We start from the raw sequence: 23,375 nt of genomic DNA, 5'->3' as shown, positions 1-23,375 counted from the left end.
CTATGACGTGACGACGCGCGCCACATGGTCGGCGATCGCCAGGCTGGAGGTCAGGCCGGGACTTTCGATGCCGAAGAGGTTGACCAGGCCGTCGATGCCATGCGTTGCGGCATCCTGGATCACGAAGTCGCTGTTGGCGTCGCCCGGCCCTGACAATTTCGGCCGGATGCCGCTATAGGCTGCCTGCAGGCTGTCGTCGGCCAGATCGGGCCAGTATTTGCGGATTTGGGCATAGAAGCGCTCGCCGCGCGCCGGGTCCACGCGATAGTCGATTGTGTCCGTCCACTCGACGTCAGGCCCAAAACGGGCGATGCCGGCAAGGTCGAGGGTCAGATGGACGCCGAGGCCGCCAGGCTCGGGCACGGGATAGACCAGATGTGAAAACGGCGCCCGCCCGGCGATCGAGAAATAATTGCCTTTGGCGTAGCGAAGCGCCGGCAGGAATTGCCGGCCGAAGCCTTCGATCGAGCCGGCAAGCGCGACCGCGCCGAGACCGGCCGCGTTGATGAGACGCGGTGCGGCGACCTCGAACTCTGCGCCGCTCGCGGAATCCATCGTCCGCAGCACGATGCGGCCGGGCTCGACGCGGCCGGAGACGATGCGGGTGTTGAGCGAGAGCATTGCGCCGCTCCCCTCGGCATCGCCGAGCAGGGCAAGCATCAGCCCGTGACTGTCGACAATGCCGGTCGAGGGCGAGAGCAGCGCCGCGGTGCAACGCAGCGCCGGCTCCAGCGCTTGCGCCTCCTCAGCGGTCAGGAAGCGCAGGTCATCGACACCGCAGGTGTTGGCGTTGGCGCGAATGGCGGCCAGCACCGGTTCCTGCGTCTCGTCGGTCGCAACAATCAGCTTGCCGCAGCGGCGATGAGGGACCGAATGGCCGGCACAGTAGCGATAGAGCATATCGCGTCCCGCGACGCAGAGCCGGGCTTTCAGCGAACCCTGCGGGTAATAGATGCCGGCGTGGATGACTTCGGAGTTGCGCGAACTCGTTTCGGTGCCGATGGCGTCCGCCGCTTCGAGGATCAGGGTTTCGAGGCCAAGCGCCGCCAATTTGCGCGCAATCGCCAGACCGATCACGCCGGCGCCCGCGATGATGCAATCGACCTGCTCCACGTCCTGATCCTGCTGCGCGTCACTTATATCATTGCCGAGACAGGCCGAAGCTTGTTGGCGCTATCGATCCCGACGTCGCGGCTCTTGCGATCAGCCAGCGCGATGAGGCATCAACCGCCACAATGCAAGGCGGAATCTTCGGACTTTTCGATCAGAGGAGCGGTCCTATTTCCGCTTTGACGCCTGCACACAGGAGCTATCACGATGGACGCCACACCGAATTCGCCTGAAGCCCGCGACATCCGCTATCACATGCATGGCTATACCAACGCCCGCAAGCATCAGGAAACCGGTCCGCTGATCATCGAAAAGGGCGACGGCATCTATGTCGAGGACATTGCCGGCAACCGCTACATCGAGGCGATGGCGGGCCTGTGGAGCGTCGCCGTCGGTTTCTCGGAAAAGCGGCTGGTCGAGGCGGCGACAAAACAGATGTCGAAGCTGCCCTTCTATCACGACTTCGGCTCCAAGGCGCATTCGCCGCTGATCGACCTGGCCGAAAAACTGGTGCAGATGGCGCCGGTGCCGATGAGCAAGGCCTATTTCACCAATTCCGGCTCGGAGGCCAACGACACCGCGATCAAAATGATCTGGTATCGATCGAACGCGCTTGGACAGCCGGCGCGCAAGAAGATCATCAGCCGCAAGCGCGGCTATCATGGCGTCACCATCGCGTCGGCAAGCCTGACCGGCCTGCCCAACAACCATCTCTCCTTCGACCTGCCGATCGCCAATATCCTGCACACGTCGACACCGCACCACTGGCGCGACGCCGAGCCTGGCGAGAGCGAGGAGCAGTTTTCCGCGCGACTCGCCGAGGAGCTGGAAAAGCTTATCCTTGCCGAGGGTCCCGAAACGATCGCCGCCTTCATCGGCGAGCCGATCATGGGCGCCGGCGGGGTCGTCGTTCCGCCCGCCGGCTATTGGGAAAAGATCCAGGCGGTGCTGGCGAAATACGACATCCTGCTGGTGGCCGACGAGGTGATCTGCGGCTTCGGCCGTACCGGCGAGATGTTCGGTTCGCACACCTTCGGCATCAAGCCCGACATCATGGTGCTGTCGAAGCAGATTTCGTCATCGTACCTGCCGATCTCGGCGCTGCTGATCAACGATCGTGTGTTCGAGCCGATGGCCGACGAGAGCGACCGCATCGGCACGTTCGGCCACGGCTTCACCGGCGGCGGTCATCCGGTCGCAGCCGCCGTTGCGCTGGAGAATATCAAGCTGATCGAGGAGCGCGACCTGGTCGGCAATGCGCGCAAGGTCGGCGCGCATTTGCAGGCGCGACTCAGCCAACTCGCATCGCATCCGCTGGTGGGCGAGGTGCGCGGCGTCGGTCTCATCGCCGCCGTCGAGCTCGTCGCCGACAAGGCAACCAAGGCTCCCTGGGGCAAGCCGGCAGTGCTCGGCGCGCTGGTCAATGGCTTGCTGCAGCGGAACGGCGTCATCTCACGCAATATGGGCGACGCGATCGCCTTCTGTCCGCCGTTGATCATCACCGAGGCGCAGGTCGACGCCTTGGTCGATGCGTTCGAGCGCTCGCTCGACGAGGCGATACCGCAGGTCCACCCGCGGAGCTGACCAAGCCGCGAAGGCCTAGCCAGCGGTAGCCTGCGGGCTGACAATCGGACGTTCACCTTCCGGTGAGCGCGAGAAATTCCGGCGGAACATTCGCGTTTTTGCGCTGTTACATCCAAGCTGCAGCGCGGAAAGGAGCTTCCGCATGGAAAATCCGCAATCCACGGCAAGCATTGCCGGCCATCCCATACATCCCATGCTTGTCACCATCCCGATCGCCTGTTTCGTCGGGACCTTGCTCACCGATATTGCCTACTGGCGGACAGCGGAAATGACCTGGGCCAATTTCTCGGCCTGGCTGCTGACCGTGGGCGTCATTGTCGCCATCCTGGCCGCCATTGCAGGGCTTACCGACTTTCTTGGGGACCGCAGGATACGCGCTCAGCCGACCGCATGGCTGCACATGGGGGGTAACCTCGTCGTGCTCGTGCTGTCCTTCTTCAACATGCTCGTCCACACGCGCGACGCCTGGACCTCCGTGGTGCCGACCGGGCTGATCTTGTCGGCGCTGGTGGTGATCATCCTGATCTTCACCGGCTGGCTCGGCTGGGCTCTGGTCTATCGCCATCATGTAGGAGTGGCCGATGAGACGACTTGACAGCGCAATCAAATGGACGACGGCGGCGCTTTGCTACGCAATGATCCTGGGCGTTGCCGGCTGCAGCGACGACAACACCGACCCGAGCGCGCAGATCGGCCCAAATCCGAAACTGCCGGAGATAAAGCAGTACCTATTCCCGCCGATGCATCTTGCCTCGGTGGTCGGCTGGAAAAACGATGAAAAGCCGACGGTCGCGCAAGGCCTGCAGATCGAGGCGATGGCCAAGGGGCTTCAGCATCCGCGTTCGGTTTACATGCTGCCCAATGGCGACATCCTGGTGGTGGAGTCCAAGGCACCGAAAGAAGCGTCGGTCAAGCGGCCGAAGGACATCGTCATGGGTCTGGTCGAAAGCTGGGTCACCTCCGGCGGCGACACCGGCCCGAGCAACCGCATCACGATCTTGCGCGACACCAATGGCGACGGCAAGCCGGATTACCAGGGCGTGTTCCTCGACCATCTCAACGCGCCCTTCGGCGTGGCGCTGGTCGGCAACGACTTCTATGTCGCCAACACCGATGCCATCATGCGCTATCCCTATCAGCCGGGCGACACGAAGATCACGGCGCCGGGCAAGGTGCTGACGGAACTGCCGGGCGGGCCGATCGATCACCACTGGACGAAGAGCCTGGTGGCGAGCCCAGACGGTTCGCTGCTCTATGTCGGCGTCGGCTCGAACTCCAACATCACCGAGAACGGCATCCAGGCCGAGAAGGACCGCGCTGCGATCTGGGAGGTCGACCGCGCCACCGGCCGCTCGCGCATTTTCGCCAGCGGGCTGCGCAATCCCAACGGCCTGACGTTCGAACCTGAAAGCAAGGCGCTTTGGACGGTGGTCAACGAGCGCGACGAGCTCGGGCCGAACCTGGTGCCGGACTACATGACCTCGGTGAAGGACGGCGCCTTCTATGGCTGGCCCTACAGCTACTATGGCCAGCATGTCGATCCGCGCGTGATGCCGCAGCGGCCGGACATGGTGGCGAAGGCCGTCCCGCCGGACTACGCGCTGAGCTCGCATGTCGCGCCGCTCGGGCTTGCTTTCTACACCGCGAACAACCTGCCGCAATCCTATCGCGGCGGCGCCTTTGTCGGCGAGCATGGCAGCTGGAACCGCTCCCGCTTCAACGGCTACAAGGTCGTCTTCGTGCCGTTCAGCGGCGGGCATCCCAACGGCATGGCGCAGGATGTCGTCACCGGCTTCCTCAACGACAAGGGCGAGGCGAGGGGCCGCCCGGTCGGTGTTGCCGTTGATAAATCCGGCGCGCTGCTGATCGCCGACGATGTCGGCAACACGGTGTGGCGGGTGACCGCTGCGGCACCCGGCCCCTCGTAGGAACCTGGCTCAACGCCGACGTATCAGCCCAACGGTTTCTGCAGCACGTCGAATTGCGGGTTGGTTTCCGAGAAGATCGGCAGGGCCGCGGCGCCGAGGACGGATGTGTCCTTTCCCGCGGCGCCGACCACGACGCGCGGCGTGGTACGGGCGCTGGTCGAGCTCACCGAGAGATGGAGCGGTTCCAGCCGGCCGGCCAGTGCCTCGAGCACCGGCAGCGGCATGAAGCCGCCGAGCACGACGGTCTCGGGATCGAGCGCCATTTCAAGGACGTCGATCGCCTGCCGCAACGGCTCGACCGCCTCGGCGAGCCATGCTTCGAACCGGCTGTCGCCGCTTGCCAAAAGCTCTTCCAGCAGGTCGGGTGAGGCATGGTCCGGATCCGGCAGGTCGAGCTTGTCATAGGCGGCGCGCAGCGAGACGTAGCGCTCCAGGCAGCCGCGCTTGCCGCAGTCGCAGGGCAGGCCGCCGGGCCGCACGATGATGTGGCCGATCTCGCCGGCATTGTGGCGGCTGCCCTTGTAGAGATGGCCGTCGAGGAAGAGGCCGGCGCCGAGGCCTGTTCCGATGAAGAGATAGACGAAGCTGTCGAGCTTGCGGGCAACGCCATAAAGCCGCTCGCCTACTGCCGCCGCTGTGGCGGCGTTCTCGACCATCACGGCGATGCCGGTCAGGCGCTCCAGTTCTTCGGCCACCGGAAAATCCTGCCAGCCTGGAAGGGCGGTCGGCCCGACCGAAGTCATGCCTTCGACGCCGAACGGCCCGGGCATCGCCATCCCTATACCGAGCAGTCTCGTGCGGTCCAGCCGGCTGGTTGCGATCAGGTCGCTCGAGATCGCGGCTAGCAGCGGCATGGCCTGCGTGGGAGTCGGTCGGTCGACATCTCTCTCGATGCGCGCGCGCACGGTGCCGGAGAGATCGGTGACGACGCCGACGGCCAGCTGGTGGTCGAGCTGCAGGCCGATCGAATAACCGCCATCGGGGTTGATCGAGTAGGGGACGGCGGGTTGGCCGCGCGCGCCTTTCAGCGTTGCTTCAGGTTGCAGCAGCCCGGCCGCTTCCAATTCCTCGACGATGTTGGAAATGGTCTGCGACGACAGCGCCGTCAGCCTCGCGATCGCCGCCCGCGACAGCGCGCCATTGATGCGGATCGCTTCGATCACCACACGCCGGTTGTGCGATTTCGCCTGCTCGAGATTGGTGCCGGAGATGGCTTTCTTGAGGATCATGAGATAGTTACCAGCCGCGGCAACCCTAGAATGCCACTTTAGAAAATCAAGTTGATTTGATTATCGGCTGGCCGAAAGCTTAGGCCGCTCCACAGGCTCGAATTTCCACATATCGGAATCGATTGCCAGGCTCGGCCGTTCAGCCGAAACGCGCCGCGGAAAAATCGGCGGCCGATGGCAGGGATCGGCCGGCGATTAAGCTGGCGACCCAGCGTGCTGTCACCGGGGCCAGCGTCAGCCCCAGATGGCCATGGCCGAAGGCATAGATCACATCAGGCGATTTCGTCGAGGGTCCGATCACTGGGCGAGAGTCCGGCAGCGAGGGCCTGAAGCCCAGCCATTGCGACGAAGGCTTGCCGATGTCGGGGAAAAACTGCCGCACGCCGCGACCGAGCAGCGCCAGCCGGCGTGGATTGGGCGGCTTATTGAGCCCGCCGAGCTCGACAGTGCCGGCAACCCGGAGCCTGCCGTCCATCGGCGTCATATAGAAACCGAGATCGACCGGGCAGACCGGGCGGTTGAGCAAAGGTGCCGTGGTCGGAAACTCCAGATGGTAGCCGCGCTCGGTGTCCAGTGGGATGCGGTCGCCGGCCTGGGCCGCGAGCGGGCGGGATCGCGCGCCAGCCGCAATCACCACTTTTTGCGCCGCGATGACAAGCCCTGGGCCGCTCAGCCGCACGCCGCAGGCACCCGCTGCGAGGCCGGTCACGCTCGCGCGCATGAATTGAGCGCCCTTGGCGGCAGCGGCTGCCGCCAGCCGCGCCATCACCGTCCTGGGATCGCTGACATTGATCGAATCCGGGAAATAGAGACCTTTCGCCTCGAACGTCGCGAGCCGCGGCTCCAGCGCGGCCACCTCATCGGCGGTCAGAACCTGCTGATGGACGCCGAGTTCGGCCCGCAAGGCCCGTCCGCCCTCGGAGGCGGCAAAATCGATGTCGCGGCGGTAGACATAGAGGCAGCCGTTTCGGCGCATCAGATCCTGAAGCCCGGCCTCCTGCACCATTTCGCCCCAGGCCGGCAGGGCTTCGGCGAGCAGGCCGGCTAGCGCCAGCGCATTGGCTCGGGTTGCCGCAGGCAGCGATTGGCGAACAAAGCGAACCAGCCATGGCGCGAGCTGGAAAAGTGCTGCCCAACGCAGCGAGAACGGGCTGTCGGGATCGAGCAGCAGTTTCGGCAGCGCGCGCAGCACACCAGGATTACCGACCGGCATGCAGGCATATTCGGCGATCGTGCCCGCATTGCCGAACGAAGCGCCCGAGCCGGGCTCGTTCGGGTCGATGACCAGGACCTCGCGTCCTTCGCCGGCAAGGCGCAAGGCCGTAGCCAGCCCGATGACGCCGGCGCCGATGATGGCGATCTCGACTGATTTCGGCGCGGAGATCATGGCCTCAGACGAAGCCCGGCAATTGCAGATGGCCAGCGGCGAGCAGCTCGGCCATGATGGTCAGCGCCGAACGCAGGTCCTCCTGCGATCGCGCCGCGCCGACATTGATGCGCACGCCGTGCTGCACCGGCTCGCGCCCGACGGCGAAAGCGTCGCCCGGCAGCACGGCGACGCCGCGGTCCAGGCAGGTGCGGGCAAAGCCGGCGCCACGCCAGGGCTCGGGCAGGCGCAGCCAGGCATGCGTCGAGATCGGGTTGCTTTGAACGTCGAAACGGCCGAGGATTTCGCTCAAGATCGCCTGGCGCTGGCGCAACTCCTGCTTCTGGATGTCGATGATGCGGGCGGCAGCCCCTTCCTCGATCAGCCTGGCGCCGATCAACGCCGTGAGCGGGCTGATGCTCCAGCAATTGATGCGGAGCGCCGCGGCGACCTGGCCGGCGATCGGGCGCGGGGCGATGACGAAGCCGAGGCGCAGGCCGGGCGCTAGGCATTTCGACAATGCGCCGAGATGGATCGTCAGCTCCGGCTCGAGGCTGGCGAAGGAGGGCGGCGGATCGTCGGCCAATGGACGGTAGACGTCGTCCTCGATGATCAGCACGTTGTGACGGCGTGCGACGGCCGCCAATTCGTGCCGCCGCTCCTCGCTCAGCGTGATCGTCGTCGGATTGTGCAGTGTCGGCACCAGAAAAACGGCACGGGGGCGGAGCTGAACGCAAGCTGCCTCGAAGGCATCCGGACGCATGCCGCCGCGATCCATCGCGACGCCACGCAGATCGAGACCATGGACGCGACACAGTGCGTTGATGCCCTGATAGGTCACCTCGTCGGCAAGTATCACTTCGCCATCCCTGGTGACGGCGCCGAGCACGCAGTCGAGGCCGTGTTGGGCGCCGGCTGCGAGCACGACACGGCCGGGATCGCCATCGCCGGCGACCGATTTCAGCCAATCGGCGACCGCGACACGGCCCCAAAGCGGCCCCTCTGGCGGATGATAATCCTGCAGCGAGGCGTAGTGGCGATCCTTGGAAAGGCGCGGCATCAGCGCCCCGACGGCGTCGAGATAGGCTGACGTGGGCGGCCTGTTAACGGAAAGATCGATGATGCCGCTCTGGTCGCTCGGCGCCGACACAAACCCTGGACGTTCGACAATGTCGCGGGCGGCGACCGTGGTGCCGCGCCCGGGGCGCGCCTCGAGCAAGCCTTGCTCCTGCAAGGTGGACAGTGCCCGCGTCACGGTCGTGACATTGATGCCCAACGTACGGGCGATCTCGCGTTGCGGCGGCAGCCGGTCGCCGACGGCAAGTGTGCCCGCGGCAATGCGTTCGGCGATCGCGTCGGCAAGACGGCGATAGACCGGGCTTTCATCCTCGGTGAGGCGAAGATCTTCGAGCATGAGGAATTCGAACTGTGGCTGACGTCTCGCTTGTCGGGCATCTAGCATAAGACAACGATCCATACAATAGAGATTGTGTGGCATTCAACTGATCAAAATTATCACACAATGCCGCATTTTTGCGCTTGACGGTCAAAGTTGTCCGCATCTATGTTCACTTTCAGCCTAATTGTGTGACCATACAAGTTGGACGACTTCCTGTTTAGGTGGGCCGGTCCGGGAGGACGAAGCATGGATCGCAAGCAGCAGACCGAATCGCCCCGCGGCAGCCGGGGTTGCGCGCGATGAGCGCCGGCCAGACCGTCGCGTCGGCAAGTGCCAACCAAGGCTTTGTCGAATTCGCCGACGTCGAGAAGTCCTATGACGGCCGCACTTTCGCGGTGACACGGATGAACCTCTCCGTCGCGCGCGGCGAATTCCTGACGCTGCTCGGGCCCTCCGGCTCAGGCAAGACCACCACGCTCAACATGCTTGCCGGCTTCGAGCGGCCGACGCATGGCACGATCACGCTAGAGGGTCAGCCGGTCGATCGGCTGCCGCCTTACCAGCGCAATATCGGCATGGTGTTCCAGAACTATGCGCTGTTCCCGCATATGACGGTCGAGGAGAATGTCGGCTTCCCGCTCTCCGTCCGCCAGGCGAGCAAGGCCGACATCGCGGCCCGTGTGGGCCGCGCGCTTGACATGGTGCGGCTGAACAAATTCGGCGACCGCCGCCCGACGCAGCTTTCCGGCGGCCAGCAGCAGCGCGTGGCGCTGGCGCGCGCGCTGGTCTTTCAGCCGAACCTGGTGCTGATGGACGAGCCGCTCGGCGCGCTCGACAAGAAATTGCGCGAGCATATGCAGCTCGAGATCAAGCAGATCCACACCATGCTCGGCGTCACCATCGTCTATGTCACGCACGACCAGAGCGAGGCGCTGACGATGTCGGACCGCGTCGCGGTATTCAACAATGGTGGCATCGCCCAGTTGGGCTCGCCAGACGATCTCTACAACACCCCGCAAAGCTCATTCGTGGCGAGCTTCATCGGCGAGAACAACACGCTGGAAGGCGTGGTCGACCGCGTTTCAGGCCAGGAATGCCTTGTCCGGCTGAGCGGCGGCGGCGAGATCACCGCGCTGGCGGTCGGGGTGACTCAAGGCGCCGCCTGCCATGTCGCCGTCCGGCCCGAACGGCTCAGCCTGTCGGCTGCCGCCAATGGCGGCAACGCGCTGGCCGCGACGGTCGATGGGCGCATCTATCTCGGCGATCACCTGCGCCTCCTGGCCAGGCTCGCCAACGACCAGGTGCTGACCGTCAAGGTCGGCCCCGAAGCGACGATGGCGAACGGCGAGACTGTGACGGTTTCTTGCGCGCCCAACGATTGCCGCGCCTTTCCGGCCGACGACGCCGGAACGGGCGGCGCCATTCCAAAACAGGGGAAAACGAAATGACACAGTTGAAAACACGCCTCCTCGCGCTCGCGGCCGTCACGGCCTGCATGACCATCGCCGGTGCCGCCTTCGCCGACGAGTTGTCGATCATGGCGAGTGGCGGCGCCTGGCAGGACGCGCAGCGCAAGGCCTGGTTCGAGCCGTTCAGCAAGGAAACCGGGACCAAGATCCTCGAGCAGGAATATCTCGGCGACCTCGGCAAGGTCAAAGCCATGGTCGAGACCGGCAACGTGCCGATCGATCTGGTGACGGTCGAGACCGCGACGGTGCTGCAGGGTTGCGACGCCGGCATCCTCGAGCGGCTCGACTATTCCAAGATCGGGCCGCGCGACAAATTCATCGAAGGCTCGGCGCTGGATTGTGGAGTCGGTCTCGATGCTTACGGCGATATCCTTGCTTATGACCCCACCGTGCTGAAGGAAGCTCCGACCTCGGTCCTCGACCTCTTCGACACGACGAAATTCCCGGGAAAGCGCGCCATGCGCAAGTTCCCGGCGCAGAACCTCGAATGGGCGCTGATGGCGGACGGCGTCGCACCCGCCGAGGTCTATAAGGTGCTGGCCACGCCGGAAGGCGTCGACCGTGCGTTCAAGAAGCTCGACACCATCAAGAAGGACATCGTCTGGTGGGACGCCGGCGCGCAGCCGGCACAGCTTCTCGCTTCCAGGGAAGTGGTGATGACCACCGCCTGGAACGGCCGCATCCAGAACGCGATCGACACCGACAAGAAGCCGTTCAAGATCGTCTGGAACAACCAGATCCTCGAATACGACATGATCAGCATTCCGAAGGGCGCGCGCAATCCGGAGCTTGCCTACAAATATCTCGCGTATATCAGCAAGCCCGAGAACAACGCCAAGCTCGCAAGCTACATCACCTATGGGCCGGTGCGCACCGACGCGGCGTCCTTCGTCGCAACCGACGCGCTGCCGAAACTACCCAATGCTCCCGATCATCTCGCCGGCGCCTATCTCGTCGCCGACACTGAGTTCTGGGGCGACTACGGCGAGGATCTCGTCAAGCGTTTCAACGCTTGGCTTGCGCAGTAGGAAGGCGAGATGTCGGCGCTCCAGCCCAGCGAAATCGACCGGCCGATGCTGGCCCGCGACCGGTCAGCCGCCGACGCGGATCTGAAATCCGTGTCGGCGGCGCTCCGCCGCGCCGAACTCGGCGACCGGATGCGCTCGTTGCTTCTGGCAGCGCCGCTGCTTGTCCTTCTGGCCCTAAGTTTCGGTATTCCGATCGTGCTGCTTTTGTCCCGCGCGGTCTATGACCCGACCATCGCGGACGCACTGCCCAAGACGACCGCGGCCCAGGCCGGCTGGAACGGCCAGGGCCTTCCCGGCGACGACGCCTTCGCCGCGTTGGCGGCGGACCTCAAGGAAAACCAGGTCAAGGGCACCGCCTATGAACTGGCCAAGAGCCTGAACGCGCGGCTGCCTGGAGCCCGCAGCCAGGTGTTGAAGACGGTTCGCAAGCTGGAAAGCGCTGACGGTCAGACCGCGCTCGACACCATGAAATCGGTGCCGTTCTGGTCTGTACCATCGACCTGGCCGGTGATCCAGAGCGGCACAAGCAGCCTCACCTCGTTCTACCTGCTCAGCGCGCTCGATCTGCGCTGGAACTCCGATGGCGGCATCGAGCGGGTGCCAACCGAGCAGGCGATCTTCATACAGGTGTTCCTGCGCACTTTCTTCGTTGCGGCGTCGGTGACGCTAGCAACGTTGATCCTCGGCTTTCCGCTCGCCTATCTCATCGCCAACGTGCCGAAAGGGCTGGCCGCCATCCTGATCGTTGCGGTGCTGCTGCCGTTCTGGACCTCGATCCTGGTGCGCACCGCGGCCTGGACCGTGCTTTTGCAAAAGTTCGGCCTGGTCAATGATTTCCTGCTTCTTATCGGCGTTACCAGCGACCGGCTCGACCTGATGTACAGCCGCATCGGGCTGGTCATCGCCATGACGCATATCCAGTTGCCGTTCACGCTGCTGCCGATCTACAGCGTCATGCGCACCATCCCGCCTTCGCAGATGAAGGCCGCCTATTCGCTAGGCGCCAGGCCTTTCACCGCGTTTCGCCGTATTTACATCCCGCAGGTGTTTCCGGGCGTGATGGCCGGTTGCATGCTCACCTTCATCCTGTGCCTCGGCTATTACATCACGCCGGCGCTGATAGGCGGGGCAGGCGACCAGCTCATCAGCAATTTCATCGCCAATTACGTCAATGTCGAACTGAACTGGGAGATGGCGGCGGCGCTGTCCTTCATCCTGCTCGTCTTCACCTTGGCGCTGTTCGGCATTTTTGCCCGCGTCCTCGGCCTCGACCGCCTGAAGCTGGTGTAGCCCATGCTGCTCTCTCCCTATCCCACAACAGGCGAACGCATCCGCATCACGCTGCTGTGGATTTGGTGCGGGCTGGTCATCCTGTTTCTGTTGGTGCCGATCCTCATCCCGGTGCCGCTCTCCTTCAACAGCGGCGCCTTCTTCATCTTCCCGCTGGAGGGCATCTCGACGCGCTGGTACGAGGTCGTGCTCGGCACTCAGCGCTGGCAGTCGGCGATCGGCAATAGCCTGATCATCGCCCTCGGGACGACGGTGATCGCGACGACGCTCGGGACACTGACGGCGATCGCGCTTTCCGACGAGAAGTTTCCGGGTCGGCGCATTATCATGCCGCTGCTTCTTTCGCCGCTGATCGTGCCAGTGGTGATCACAGCCGTCGGTTCCTATCTATTCTACGCCCGCGTTGGGCTCGCCAGCACTTATGCCGGCATCATCCTGGCGCATACCGCCTTGGCCAGCCCCTTCGTGGTGGTGACGGTAGGCGCTAGCCTGACCGGCTTCGACCGCAACCTGATGCGAGCCGCGGCGATCTCCGGCGCCAAACCCCTGACGTCGTTCTTCCGCGTCATGCTGCCGCTGATTCTGCCCGGCGTGCTTTCGGGCGCGGCCTTCGCCTTCGTCACCTCCTTCGATGAAGTGGTCGTCGTGCAGTTCCTGGCCAGCGCCAGCCAGCGCACCATGCCGCTCGAAATGTTCATCGGCCTGCGCGAAAAACTCTCGCCCGCCATCACTGCCGCGGCGACCCTAATGATGGCGCTATCCATCCTGCTTTTGCTGGTGGCGAACATTTTGGCACGGCGCAGCCGTAAGTCCTGAGGCTAACCCGCGACCAATTGGGCAGGAACGATCTCGCGGCTGACGCATTTTGCCTCGCGTCAACAGCTGAGGGACCAGATGCGCATAGCCCATGTCGCGCCGCTTTATGAAGCCGTGCCGCCGAAACTTTACGGCGGCACGGAGCGGATCGTCTTCTACATCACCGAGGCACTCGTCGAGCTCGGGCATGACGTCACGCTGTTCGCGAGCGGTGACAGCGAGACATCGGCGCGACTGGTGCCAGGCCGCGACCAGGCGATACGCCTCGATCCGCGGCCGAAGAAATCGGAAATCGCCGCGCATCTGGCGATGCTCGCCGATGTGAGCGAACGCGCCGGCGAATTCGACGTCATTCATTTCCATCTCAGCCATTTCCTGCATTTTCCGTTCTTCGAGCAGATCGCGGGTCGCACGGTGACGACGCCGCATGGCAGGCTCGACTATGTCGACCTGGCGCCTGCCTACAAACGTTTCCCGCGTTTCCCCATGATCTCGATCTCGCAAAGCCAAAAGCGCGGTTTGCCGGATGCGAACTGGCTGGCCACGATCCATCACGGACTGCCGCTCGATGCCTACCAGCCGACCTATGAACCACGGGGGGAAGAGCCGTATCTCGCTTTCCTCGGCCGCCTGTCGCGCGACAAGCGGCCGGACCGCGCCATCGAGATCGCGCGCCGGTCCGGGTTGAAGCTGAAGCTGGCGGCCAAGATCGGCGACGATGACCGCGCCTATTTCCGCGACAACATCGAGGCGCTCATCGATGGCGACCGCATCGATTATGTCGGAGAGATCACGGAAGACGAGAAGGCCGAATTCCTGGGCAACGCGGCAGGCCTGCTGTTCCCGATCGACTGGCCGGAGCCGTTCGGCCTCGTCGCGATCGAGGCCATGGCCTGCGGCACACCGGTGATCGCTTGGAACAACGGCGCCCTGCCGGAGATCGTCGACAACAGCGTCACCGGCTTCGTCGTGGACAATATCGACGATGCGGTCGCATCGATGCCCGCGCTTCTCGAACTCGACCGGCGGCAGGTGAGGGCAGTCTTCGAGAAAAGGTTCTCGGCGACAAGAATGGCGCGCGACTACCTTTCTGCCTATATGCGTCTGACCGGCATGCCGGAGGCCAGGGCCTCCTGACCTTGACTGCCTAGAGCCGGATGATTTCAGGTCTGTTCGACCTGAAATCTGAATCCGGCTCCAAATCAAAGAGATAGAGCATGATGTCGTCCGAAAACCGCCTCACACTTTTCGGCATCATGCTCTAGGGTGGGGCAACCGAAGAGGTGACGAATGACGGAGCTCGACGAGCGCAAGCTCGATCCTGCCGTGGCCCTTTCCTCGCTCGACGAGACGGCGCCGCGAGAACCGCACCGGCTTTTTGCCCTCAAGCAGGGCGACTGCTTCGCCGTCGCCGACGCCTACGGCGACATCAGGGGTTCGGGCGACGGGTTCTTCCGCGACGACACGCGCGTGCTGTCCGAATTCCGGCTGACCATCGGCGGCAGGCCGATGTCGCTGCTCGGTGCATCGCTCAGCCAGGACAATGTGCTGTTCACGTCCAACCTGACCAACCTGCCTATTCAAAGCGCTGCCGGCCGCGATATGCCGCAGGGCGCGATCCATATCGAGCGCGTCAGGCTGATCTGGCAGGACAGGCTGTTCGAGCGCATCACGCTTTCCAACTACAGCCGCGAGCATTCCACCATAACCGCGTCGCTGCATTTCGCCGCCGACTTTCGCGACATGTTCGAGGTGCGCGGCTCGACCCGGGTGAAGCGGGGCACCACGCATATCGCCAAGACCGACAAGACCACGGTCCTGCTCGGCTATGACGGCCTGGACGGCTTGCCGCGACTTTCGGCAATCTCCTTTTCGCAGGCGCCAGACCAGTTGAGCGACAATCGCGCCGATTTCCTCATCGCCGTGACCAAGCGCAGCCGAAAGGTGCTTTATGTCGAGGTCGGCCCCGCGATCGCCGACCCGCCCGATCGCGACCGCTTCCGCGCCGCGGCGGCGCGCGCGCGGTTCGGCATGCGCGCCAAGCGCAGGCACGGCGCCACGGTGCACAGCTCGGGGCGCGTGTTCAACGACTGGGTCGAGCGCGCCCGCGCCGACGTGGCGCTGCTTACCACCGAGCTTCCGACCGGCCCCTATCCCTATGCCGGCATCCCGTGGTTTTCGACCGCATTCGGGCGCGACGGCGTGATCTCAAGCCTGCAGATGCTTTGGCTCAATCCCGGCCTGGCGCGCGGGGTGCTTGCTTTTCTGGCCGAGCACCAGGCGACCGAAACGTCGCCGTTTTCGGATTCGCAGCCCGGCAAGATCATGCATGAGACGCGCAAGGGCGAGATGGCGGCGCTGCGCGAGCTTCCTTTCGGCCGCTATTACGGAGGCGTCGACACCACGCCGCTCTATATCCATCTGGCTTCCGCCTATGCCGACCGCACCGGCGACATGGCCTTCATCGACAAGCTTTGGCCTTCGCTGAAAGCCGCTGCCGACTGGACGGAGGAGGCGAGCCGCGCCACCGGTTTCGTCACCTACCAGCGCGCCGCCGAGTCCGGCCTCGCCAACCAGGGGTGGAAGGACAGCTTCGATTCGGTCTTCCACGCCGATGGGCGCATCCCAAAGGGGCCGATCGCGCTGGTCGAGGTGCAGGGCTATGTCTTTGCCGCCTTCCGCGGCATGGCGGCGCTCGCACGCCGCCGCGGCGAATTCGCCGACGCCGAGCACTGGGAGGGCCGCGCCGAGGAAATGCGGATCGCCGTGGAACGCGATTTCTGGCTGGACGACCTGAATTTCTACGCCTTGGCCATCGATGGCGAGGGCCAGCCCTGCAAGGTTCGAACGACAAATGCCGGGCACCTGCTTTTTGTCGGGCTGCCGCAGCCCGACCGCGCCAAGCTGGTCGCCGAGCAGCTGCTGTCGGCCGCCTTCCATTCCGGCTGGGGGCTGCGGACGCTCGCCGACGATGCGGTGTTCTTCAACCCGATGTCCTACCACAACGGCTCGATTTGGCCGCACGACACTGCGCTTTGCGGCGTGGGCCTCGCGCGCTACGGCGAACGCGACAGCGTTGTGCGGCTGATGAGCGGCACTTTCGAATCGGCCGTTCATTTCAATATGCGGCTGCCCGAATTGTTCTGCGGTTTCGCCCGGGCGCCGGGCGAAGCGCCGATTGCCTATCCGGTGGCCTGCCTGCCGCAAGCCTGGTCGGCAGGCTCAACCTTCATGCTGATGCAGGCCTGTCTGGGCCTGGAAATCGATGGCTGGAAAGGCGAATTGCATGTCACGCGCCCGAGGCTGCCGATCGGTATCGACACCCTGATGCTCCGGCATCTGAGTGTCGGGGACAAGGTCGTCGATGTGACCTTCCAGCGGGTCGGCGACCGTGTCGCCGCCTTCCTTTCCGATCGTCATGAAGGCCAGGTGCCGCTTATCGTGCGGACTTAGAAGAAGGCGTCGCAAGCCCGCGTTCAACAATCGAAAAATGTCGGAACCCATGGCCGGCTTGTGCGTTGCACAGGTGGACCGGTCTGCCGTCCGCAGCCGGCAAGAACGAAAATAATGAGCGGACAGCCGGAGGCAGCCTGGCATTTCAATGACACAATACAGCGTTCTGTTACTGGTCCTTATTCTCGCAAGCCTTGGACTTTCCGCATTCGCGATTTTCATTTCGATATCCCGGTACCGTCGCAATCACCCGAGGATTTCGGCTGTGGCCGGCCCCGGCGACGACTTCGCCACAGAGGCCGCGCGCAAGGTGCTGCGCGAATTCGAAAAGAACGGGCAGTCGGTCGACGCGGCCCTGGTCACATGGTCGCCGGAGACGTTGCGCAAGATCCTCGCTGACGAGTTGCCGGATGCGCAGGTCATCATCGTCTCCAATCGCGAGCCTTATATCCACAACGAAACCAGGAACGGCGACGTCGAGCTTGTCGTGCCGGCGAGCGGACTGGTCTCGGCTCTGGAACCGATCACGCGCGCTTGCGCCGGCACCTGGATCGCCTATGGCGGCGGCAGTGCCGACCGGACGGTGGTGGACAGGAACGACCGCGTGCAAGTGCCGCCCGGCAATCCTTCCTACACGCTGCGCCGCGTCTGGCTGAGCGACGACGAATATCAGGGCTATTATCTTGGCTTCGCCAATGAGGGCCTGTGGCCGCTCTGCCATATCGCGTTCACGCGCCCGATCTTCCGCGAATCCGATTGGGAGGCCTATGAGGCCGTCAACCGTAAATTCGCGGAGACGGTGGTTGCCGAAGCGCGCAACGAGCGGCCGATCGTGCTGGTCCAGGACTATCACTTCGCGCTTCTGCCGCGCATGATCCGCGAGCGCCTGCCGGAGGCGATCGTCATCACCTTCTGGCACATACCGTGGCCGAACTCGGAAGTGTTCAGCATCTGCCCGTGGCGCGAGCGCATCCTCGACGGCCTGCTCGGCAGCTCGATCGTGGGCTTCCACACCCAGTTCCACGCCAACAACTTCACCGAAAGCGTCGATCGTTTCATGGAAAGCCGGATCGAGCGAGCCGACGCGGCCATTTCCTATGGCGGCCAGGTGACGCTGGTGCATTCCTATCCGATCTCGATCGAGTGGCCGGTCGAGCTGCTGAAAACTCTTCCGAGCGTCGAGGAGTGCCGGGCGCGCGTGCGCAAGCGGTTCAGAATTCCAACTGGCGCCAAGCTTTGCGTCGGCGTCGAACGGCTCGACTACACCAAAGGCATCCTCGATCGCTTCCATGCGCTTGAGGAACTGTTCATCCGTCATCCAGAAACGATCGGTAACGTCGTATTCCTGCAGATCGCTGCACCAAGCCGGGGCACGCTGCCTGCCTACAAGCAGCTTCACGAAGAATGCCTGCGCTATGCCGACGAGCTCAACCAGCGCTACGGCAACAAATCCTATCAGCCGGTCGTCATGGTGGCCGAGCACCATTCGCAAGCCGCGGTCTATGAGCTTTATCGCGCCGCGGACATCTGCCTCGTCACCAGCCTGCATGACGGCATGAATCTCGTCGCCAAGGAGTTCGTGGCGTCGCGCGATGACGAGCAGGGCGTGCTGCTGCTCAGCACCTTCGCGGGCGCCTCGCGCGAATTGCTGGAGGCGCTGATCGTCAATCCTTACGACGCGGCGATGATGAGCGAGGCGATGCTGCAGGCGATGACGATGGGGCCGGACGAGCAGCACGAGCGCATGCGGCGCATGCGCGACATCGTGCGCGACAACAATGTCTATCGCTGGGCCGGCAGCATGCTGCTCGACGCGGCGCGGCTCAGGAAGCGCGGCGACCTCGACCGGGTCACGGCCCTATACGACCGGCCGGCAGGTCCCACCGGCGACAATGTCGTTTCCATGTTCGAACGCAAGCAGGCAGTCGGATTCCGATGAATAGTCAAGCAGACCTTACCCCGCCGCTTCCCGAAGGCCGGTGGGCGCTTTTCCTCGACATCGACGGCACCTTGCTGGAGCACGCGGCGCATCCCGACAGCGTGTCGGTCAGCGCCGAGTTGCGGCAATTGCTGCAGACGATCGAACGGCGGCTGGACGGAGCGCTCGCCTTCATCACCGGCCGCTCGATCGCGGCCGTGGACCATCTGTTCGATCCCTTGAAGCTCAGGATCGCCGGCCTCTATGGGTTGGAACACAGGCTTGCGCCGGATGGCCGGATCGAGGCCGCCGACGAGCCGGCGGACATGGCGGCGCTCGCCGACGAGATCGAACTGGAGCTGGCAAGCAAGGCCGTCTATGTCGAGCGCAAGGGACCTGTGCTCGCCATCCATACGAGAGCAGCGCCCCAGCTTCTGGCACGGGCGACGGAACTGGTCGAGGCAGCGCTTCAGCGCCTGCCCAAAGGCTACCGTGTGATCGCCGGCAATGCCGGCGTCGAGCTGATGCCGCTTGAGGCAGCCAAGGGCGCTGCGATCCGGCGCTTCATGCAGACTGGTCCGTTCAGCGGCAGGCGCCCGGTGTTCCTCGGCGATGACACGTCCGACGAGAACGGCTTCGACACGGTCAATGCCGCGGGCGGAATCTCGATCCGCGTGAAGCCGCAGGACGAGACGGCTGCCCGCTTCGTCATCGAGGATGTTGCAAGCGCGATCGCCTGGCTAGAAGCCAATTTCGGCGAGCCGGTCGCACCAACGGTGAGCCGCAACCTCGTCGCCTAAATCGGCAAAGGTGCTCCACAGCTGCTGCTGCAGGCCCGGATCATGGCGATGATCCCATCCTTGTCGGTCTTCTTCGACTCGCGCACGCTCGCCCGGGCGTTCAACTTTGATCGGGACCGTTAATACGTCACCTCCTTGCCCGGGGTTTTGCTCGAGGCAGGAAATAGGAAGGCGCCGGCAGGATCGAAGAATATCTGCCGCCTGCCCAGCGAGGCATCATGCGTTGCCGCTGCCGAAGATGTCGGCCGGATGTCGATTTCCTGTCCAGCGCTCGTGCGCGCGACAATACGCCGGCGCTCGCCGTAGAAGGCGACATCGACGATCTCGACCGAAAGCTCCGCATTGTTCGGCGAGCGCTCCAGGCGAAATGCTTCGGGCCTGATCATCAGCCTGGTTTTCTGTCCGGGCGCGAAGCTGCCATTGGCATTTATGCCGGAGACAAGCGCGCCGTCGGCGAGGCGAATGGTCGAGGCGCCGCCCACCGTTTCCAGATGCTCGGCGGCGAGGAAATTCGAGTTGCCGATAAAGCCGGCAACAAAATCGGTTGCGGGTCTAAGGTAGAGGTCTTCGCCGGTGCCGATCTGTTCGATGCGGCCATCCCTGAAGAGGGCGATGCGGTCCGACAGATGCAGCGCTTCTTCCTGATCGTGGGTGACGTAAAGGATGGTGACGCCGGTTTCGCGATGGATGCGTCGGATCTCGGCCTGGATCTCCTCGCGCAGCTTCTTGTCCAGTGCCGACAATGGTTCGTCCATCAGCAGGATCGGCGGATCATACGCCAGCGCACGGGCAAGCGCGACGCGCTGCTGCTGACCGCCCGAGAGAGCCGCGGGCAGACGCTCGGCGAAGCTTTCCAGCCGCACCAGGGAGAGCATGTCGGCGACCTTGCGCCTGACCTCGGTCTCAGGCCGGCGGCGGACGCGAAGCGGGAAGGCGACGTTTTCGGCGACGCTCAGATGCGGGAACAGCGTGTAGCGCTGAAAAACCATGCCGATGTTGCGCTTGTGCGAAGGCACTGAAAGCAGCGACTTGCCCTGCAGCAGCACGTCGCCGGAGGTCGGATCCTGGAAGCCGGCGATGGCATAGAGCGTGGTCGACTTACCGGAACCGGACGGCCCGAGGAAGGTCAGGAATTCGCCCTTCGGAATATCCAGCGTCAAATCATGAACGGCGGTGAAGGCACCGAACGCCTTGCGCAATTTGCGGATCGAGAGAAAGGGTTGGGTCATGTCTGCAGCTTTCGGCGCAAGAGTGCCGTCACGATCATCAGGGCCAGCGTGAGCGCGACCAGCAGACTGGAGGCGGCGGCGATGACGGGGGTGAGGTCGGAGCGGAGACTCCCCCAGATCTTGACCGGCAAGGTCTGCAAAGTGGGGCTCGCCATGAAGATCGCCACCACCACCTCGTCCCATGAAGCCAGGAAGGAAAAGATCGCGGCGGAGAAGATGCCGATGCGGATCGACGGCAGAGTGATCCTGAGCTTGGCCTGCAGCGGGCTGGCGCCGCAGACGATGGCCGCATCCTCGATCGACTTGTCGAAGCCTTCCAGAGCGGTCGCGATCGGAATGATCGCGAAGGGCAGCGCCAATACGGTGTGGGCGACGACGAAGCCGATGGTGGTGCCGCCGAGGCCAAGCCGCAGGAAGAAGGCGTAGATGGCGATGGCGAAAACGACAACCGGCAGCACCATTGGCGTGAGCAGCAGCCCGCGCAGGACTTCGCGGCCGCGGAACGTACCGCGAACCAGCGCGAAGGAGGCGAGCAGGCCGATGGTGACGGCCAGGATAGCGGTCATCGTGGCGATGCGGGCGCTCGTCAGCGCGGCCTCGATCCACGACGGATCTGCAAACAGTTCCTGATACCATTTCAATGTCCAGCCGGGCGGTGGGAAGGCAAGCCAGCGTGACGAGCCGAAGGACAGCAGCACGATGAACACCACGGGCAGCAGCAGGAAGGCGGCGACCAGCGCGGTGAAGGCGAGCAGTGCTGCCTTCAACCAGCCGAGGCGGTCATAGTCGAGCAGCATCTCAGGTGCCTCCCGCCGCGCGTTTTGACCCGACCAGGCGCAGCTGCAATGCATAAAGCGCCATGGTGACGACGAGCAGGATGAAGGCGGCAGCACTCCCCAGGCCCCAGTTGAGCAGTGACTGGATCATCTGCGCGATCATTTCAGCGAGCATCATGTTCGACGTGCCGCCGAGCAGCGCCGGCGTGACGAAATAGCCGAGCGACATGACGAAGACCATCAGGCCGCCGGCGGCGATGCCGGGCAGAGACAGCGGCAACAGGATGCGCCTGAAGGCGGCGAGCGGGCTGGCACCACAAAGGGCGGCTGCGCGCAAAGTCATCGGATCGATGGCGCGCAAGGTGCCGACCAGCGGCAGGATCATGAAGGGCAGCATGATGTAGACCATGCCGATGGTGACGCCGGTGAGATTGTTGATCAGCGGCAGTGGCTGATCGATTATGCCGGCGCCCATCAGCGCCCGGTTGATGACGCCGGTGCGCTGCAAGAGCACCATCCAGGCATAGGTGCGGGTCAAGAGGTTCGTCCACATCGAAAGGATGATGATGCCGAACAGGATCGAGCCGAGCGCCGGCGGCATGATCGCCAGCATCCAGGCGACCGGAAAACCGACGGCCACGGTGACGACGGTGACGACAAAGGCGACGAGGAAAGTGTTGAAGAACACCCGCGCATAGGTGCCGTCGCCCAGCAGCGCCGCATAGTTCTGAAGGCCTGGAGCGGGGTCGGTGACGCTGCGCAGCAGGAGCGCCAGCACCGGCACTCCGAAAAAGAGCCCGATCAGGATCAACGCCGGAAGCAGGCCGCCGAGGCCTGCCGGTATTCGAGGGCTTGCGACCCCTTGCTGTGCTTCCACCGACATGACGGTAATCCCGGATTGGGATCGGGACGGCGAGCGCCGTCCCGATCCTTGTCACGAAAGGACGGCGTCTACTTTGCCTGCCAGGCGTACCAGCGTGTGGCGATCTCGTCGCGATGCTCGGCCCAGTAGTTCATGTCGAGATTGATCTGTCCGTCGACATGCGCGTCGGGCAAGCCCTTGACCACGTCGGCGGGCATTTCGGCCTTGGCCTTGGTATTGATCGGCGCGTAGCCGCTCGCCTCGGCAAATTTCGCCTGGCCGGTCGGGCTGGTCGCGGCGGCGAGGAACTTCATGGCGCCGTCCTTGTTCTTGGCGCCCTTCGGCACCACTAGGACGTCGGCGGCGGTGAGGTTCTGGTTCCAGGACACGCCGACATCGGCGCCGTCCTTCTCGAGCGCGAAGACGCGGCCGTTCCAGAGCTGGCCGAAGGCGGCCTCGCCGGAGGCGATCAGCTGCTGCGATTCGGCGCCGCCGCCCCACCAGACGATGTCCGACTTGATGGTGTCGAGCTTCTTGAAGGCGCGGTCGAGGTCGAGCGGATAGAGCTTGTCGGCCAGCACGCCGTCGGCGAGCAGCGCGATCTCGATCACGCCCGGCGCCGACCATTTGTAAAAGGTGCGCTTGCCCGGAAACTTCTTGGTGTCGAACATGTCCGCCCAGCTTGCCGGCTCACCGGAGACGGCGCCCTTGTTCCAGGCGAGCACGAAGGAATAGTAAAAGCTGCCGACGGCGTTCTCATTGCTGAAGCGGGGGTCGAGATCGGCCTTCGGCACGACGGCGAAGTCGATCGGCTCGAGCAACCCGTCCTTGGCCGCCTTGATGGCGAAATCCATCTCGACGTCGACGACGTCCCAGGTGACGTTCTTGGCGTCGACCATCGCCTTCAGCTTGCCGTAGTCGGTCGGTCCGTCCTGCAGCACCTTGATGCCCGAAGAGGCGGTGAAAGGCTCGGCCCAGGATTTGGTCTGGGCTTCCTGCGTCGTCCCGCCCCAGCTGGTGAACACCATTTCATCGGCCTTCGCGGCCGTGGTCGCCATCAGTCCGGCAAGGATGCCGGCGAAAATCAGTTTCATGTCGTTCTCCTCTGATTGGTTGTT

The 23,375-nt window shown here is 64.1% G+C and carries 19 protein-coding genes; 11 read left to right on the top strand and 8 right to left on the bottom strand.

Going from position 1 to position 23,375, the window contains the following annotated elements:
• On the bottom strand, positions 1-1,113 hold the full coding sequence (locus LB515_RS03865; protein ID WP_224706804.1) for an NAD(P)/FAD-dependent oxidoreductase: 1,113 nt from the start codon (positions 1,111-1,113) through the stop codon (positions 1-3).
• Between the two features lie 204 nt (positions 1,114-1,317).
• Here LB515_RS03865 and LB515_RS03860 point away from each other — a divergent pair, with 204 nt between their 5' ends.
• The 3 genes from LB515_RS03860 (at position 1,318) to LB515_RS03850 (ending at position 4,622) form a co-directional block, all read left to right on the top strand.
• Positions 1,318-2,694, top strand: a complete 1,377-nt coding sequence (locus tag LB515_RS03860; protein WP_224706803.1) for an aspartate aminotransferase family protein — start codon at positions 1,318-1,320, stop codon at positions 2,692-2,694.
• Positions 2,695-2,836: 142 nt separating this feature from the next.
• Positions 2,837-3,289 (top strand): DUF2231 domain-containing protein, encoded by a 453-nt coding sequence (locus tag LB515_RS03855; protein ID WP_224544947.1) that lies wholly within the window; start codon positions 2,837-2,839, stop codon positions 3,287-3,289.
• 40 nt (positions 3,290-3,329) lie between these two features.
• Entirely contained in the window at positions 3,330-4,622 is a 1,293-nt protein-coding gene (locus tag LB515_RS03850; protein WP_411969125.1) for a PQQ-dependent sugar dehydrogenase, read from the top strand.
• A gap of 23 nt (positions 4,623-4,645) precedes the next feature.
• Here the strand turns inward: LB515_RS03850 and LB515_RS03845 are convergent, their stop codons facing one another.
• The 3 genes from LB515_RS03845 to LB515_RS03835 all read right to left on the bottom strand — a co-directional run bounded on the left by LB515_RS03845 (position 4,646) and on the right by LB515_RS03835 (position 8,631).
• Positions 4,646-5,851 (bottom strand): ROK family transcriptional regulator, encoded by a 1,206-nt coding sequence (locus LB515_RS03845; RefSeq protein WP_224706801.1) that lies wholly within the window; start codon positions 5,849-5,851, stop codon positions 4,646-4,648.
• 139 nt (positions 5,852-5,990) lie between these two features.
• Positions 5,991-7,238 (bottom strand): FAD-dependent oxidoreductase, encoded by a 1,248-nt coding sequence (locus LB515_RS03840; RefSeq protein ID WP_263490177.1) that lies wholly within the window; start codon positions 7,236-7,238, stop codon positions 5,991-5,993.
• A 4-nt stretch (positions 7,239-7,242) separates the two neighbouring features.
• Positions 7,243-8,631 carry a PLP-dependent aminotransferase family protein gene (locus tag LB515_RS03835; RefSeq protein WP_224706800.1) on the bottom strand — a complete coding sequence of 463 codons (1,389 nt, stop codon included), beginning with the start codon at positions 8,629-8,631 and terminating at the stop codon, positions 7,243-7,245.
• Between the two features lie 284 nt (positions 8,632-8,915).
• Here LB515_RS03835 and LB515_RS03830 point away from each other — a divergent pair, with 284 nt between their 5' ends.
• The 8 genes from LB515_RS03830 (at position 8,916) to otsB (ending at position 19,390) form a co-directional block, all read left to right on the top strand.
• Entirely contained in the window at positions 8,916-10,064 is a 1,149-nt protein-coding gene (locus tag LB515_RS03830; protein ID WP_224706799.1) for an ABC transporter ATP-binding protein, read from the top strand.
• Complete coding sequence (locus tag LB515_RS03825) at positions 10,061-11,113, top strand: ABC transporter substrate-binding protein (RefSeq protein ID WP_224706798.1); 1,053 nt, start codon at positions 10,061-10,063, stop codon at positions 11,111-11,113. Before LB515_RS03830 ends, LB515_RS03825 begins: the two co-directional genes overlap by 4 nt.
• 9 nt (positions 11,114-11,122) lie before the next feature.
• Positions 11,123-12,403 carry an ABC transporter permease gene (locus LB515_RS03820; protein WP_224706797.1) on the top strand — a complete coding sequence of 427 codons (1,281 nt, stop codon included), beginning with the start codon at positions 11,123-11,125 and terminating at the stop codon, positions 12,401-12,403.
• Positions 12,404-12,406: 3 nt separating this feature from the next.
• Positions 12,407-13,219 carry an ABC transporter permease gene (locus LB515_RS03815; RefSeq protein ID WP_140838984.1) on the top strand — a complete coding sequence of 271 codons (813 nt, stop codon included), beginning with the start codon at positions 12,407-12,409 and terminating at the stop codon, positions 13,217-13,219.
• A gap of 78 nt (positions 13,220-13,297) precedes the next feature.
• Complete coding sequence (locus LB515_RS03810) at positions 13,298-14,356, top strand: glycosyltransferase family 4 protein (protein ID WP_224706796.1); 1,059 nt, start codon at positions 13,298-13,300, stop codon at positions 14,354-14,356.
• Between the two features lie 153 nt (positions 14,357-14,509).
• The gene (locus tag LB515_RS03805) at positions 14,510-16,672 is read left to right on the top strand and encodes an amylo-alpha-1,6-glucosidase (RefSeq protein WP_095769803.1); all 2,163 of its coding nucleotides are present in this window, start codon (positions 14,510-14,512) and stop codon (positions 16,670-16,672) included.
• 148 nt (positions 16,673-16,820) lie between these two features.
• Positions 16,821-18,611, top strand: a complete 1,791-nt coding sequence (locus LB515_RS03800) for a trehalose-6-phosphate synthase (RefSeq protein ID WP_224706795.1) — start codon at positions 16,821-16,823, stop codon at positions 18,609-18,611.
• Positions 18,608-19,390, top strand: coding sequence for a trehalose-phosphatase (otsB, locus tag LB515_RS03795; protein ID WP_224706794.1), 783 nt, complete (start codon positions 18,608-18,610; stop codon positions 19,388-19,390). The genes LB515_RS03800 and otsB overlap by 4 nt, the downstream gene beginning before the upstream one ends.
• 119 nt (positions 19,391-19,509) lie before the next feature.
• On the opposite strand, the gene LB515_RS03790 is transcribed toward otsB, so the two are convergent.
• The 4 genes from LB515_RS03790 to LB515_RS03775 form a co-directional block, all read right to left on the bottom strand.
• Positions 19,510-20,619 carry an ABC transporter ATP-binding protein gene (locus LB515_RS03790; RefSeq protein ID WP_224522943.1) on the bottom strand — a complete coding sequence of 370 codons (1,110 nt, stop codon included), beginning with the start codon at positions 20,617-20,619 and terminating at the stop codon, positions 19,510-19,512.
• Complete coding sequence (locus tag LB515_RS03785; RefSeq protein ID WP_140838974.1) at positions 20,616-21,416, bottom strand: ABC transporter permease; 801 nt, start codon at positions 21,414-21,416, stop codon at positions 20,616-20,618. Before LB515_RS03785 ends, LB515_RS03790 begins: the two co-directional genes overlap by 4 nt.
• 1 nt (position 21,417) lies before the next feature.
• Entirely contained in the window at positions 21,418-22,278 is an 861-nt protein-coding gene (locus LB515_RS03780) for an ABC transporter permease (RefSeq protein WP_140838972.1), read from the bottom strand.
• Between the two features lie 68 nt (positions 22,279-22,346).
• The gene (locus LB515_RS03775) at positions 22,347-23,351 is read right to left on the bottom strand and encodes an ABC transporter substrate-binding protein (RefSeq protein WP_224706793.1); all 1,005 of its coding nucleotides are present in this window, start codon (positions 23,349-23,351) and stop codon (positions 22,347-22,349) included.
• Positions 23,352-23,375: the final 24 nt, after the last annotated feature.

The sequence above is a fragment of the Mesorhizobium sp. CA15 genome (assembly GCF_020165215.1).
Taxonomy (GTDB): domain Bacteria; phylum Pseudomonadota; class Alphaproteobacteria; order Rhizobiales; family Rhizobiaceae; genus Mesorhizobium.
The sequence above is the reverse complement of the archived record's forward strand: the minus strand, read 5'-3'. Positions and strand labels throughout refer to the sequence as shown.

Bases quoted from the DNA above. Each gene is read 5' to 3' on its own strand.
- LB515_RS03860 (WP_224706803.1), top strand. From the start codon at position 1,318: ATGGACGCCACACCGAATTCGCCTGAAGCCCGCGACATCCGCTATCAC.
- LB515_RS03855 (WP_224544947.1), top strand. From the start codon at position 2,837: ATGGAAAATCCGCAATCCACGGCAAGCATTGCCGGCCATCCCATACAT.
- LB515_RS03850 (WP_411969125.1), top strand. From the start codon at position 3,330: ATGATCCTGGGCGTTGCCGGCTGCAGCGACGACAACACCGACCCGAGC.
- LB515_RS03845 (WP_224706801.1), bottom strand. From the start codon at position 5,851: ATGATCCTCAAGAAAGCCATCTCCGGCACCAATCTCGAGCAGGCGAAA.
- LB515_RS03840 (WP_263490177.1), bottom strand. From the start codon at position 7,238: ATGATCTCCGCGCCGAAATCAGTCGAGATCGCCATCATCGGCGCCGGC.
- LB515_RS03835 (WP_224706800.1), bottom strand. From the start codon at position 8,631: ATGCTCGAAGATCTTCGCCTCACCGAGGATGAAAGCCCGGTCTATCGC.
- LB515_RS03830 (WP_224706799.1), top strand. From the start codon at position 8,916: ATGAGCGCCGGCCAGACCGTCGCGTCGGCAAGTGCCAACCAAGGCTTT.
- LB515_RS03825 (WP_224706798.1), top strand. From the start codon at position 10,061: ATGACACAGTTGAAAACACGCCTCCTCGCGCTCGCGGCCGTCACGGCC.
- LB515_RS03820 (WP_224706797.1), top strand. From the start codon at position 11,123: ATGTCGGCGCTCCAGCCCAGCGAAATCGACCGGCCGATGCTGGCCCGC.
- LB515_RS03815 (WP_140838984.1), top strand. From the start codon at position 12,407: ATGCTGCTCTCTCCCTATCCCACAACAGGCGAACGCATCCGCATCACG.
- LB515_RS03810 (WP_224706796.1), top strand. From the start codon at position 13,298: ATGCGCATAGCCCATGTCGCGCCGCTTTATGAAGCCGTGCCGCCGAAA.
- LB515_RS03805 (WP_095769803.1), top strand. From the start codon at position 14,510: ATGACGGAGCTCGACGAGCGCAAGCTCGATCCTGCCGTGGCCCTTTCC.
- LB515_RS03800 (WP_224706795.1), top strand. From the start codon at position 16,821: ATGACACAATACAGCGTTCTGTTACTGGTCCTTATTCTCGCAAGCCTT.
- otsB (WP_224706794.1), top strand. From the start codon at position 18,608: ATGAATAGTCAAGCAGACCTTACCCCGCCGCTTCCCGAAGGCCGGTGG.
- LB515_RS03790 (WP_224522943.1), bottom strand. From the start codon at position 20,619: ATGACCCAACCCTTTCTCTCGATCCGCAAATTGCGCAAGGCGTTCGGT.
- LB515_RS03785 (WP_140838974.1), bottom strand. From the start codon at position 21,416: ATGCTGCTCGACTATGACCGCCTCGGCTGGTTGAAGGCAGCACTGCTC.
- LB515_RS03780 (WP_140838972.1), bottom strand. From the start codon at position 22,278: ATGTCGGTGGAAGCACAGCAAGGGGTCGCAAGCCCTCGAATACCGGCA.
- LB515_RS03775 (WP_224706793.1), bottom strand. From the start codon at position 23,351: ATGAAACTGATTTTCGCCGGCATCCTTGCCGGACTGATGGCGACCACG.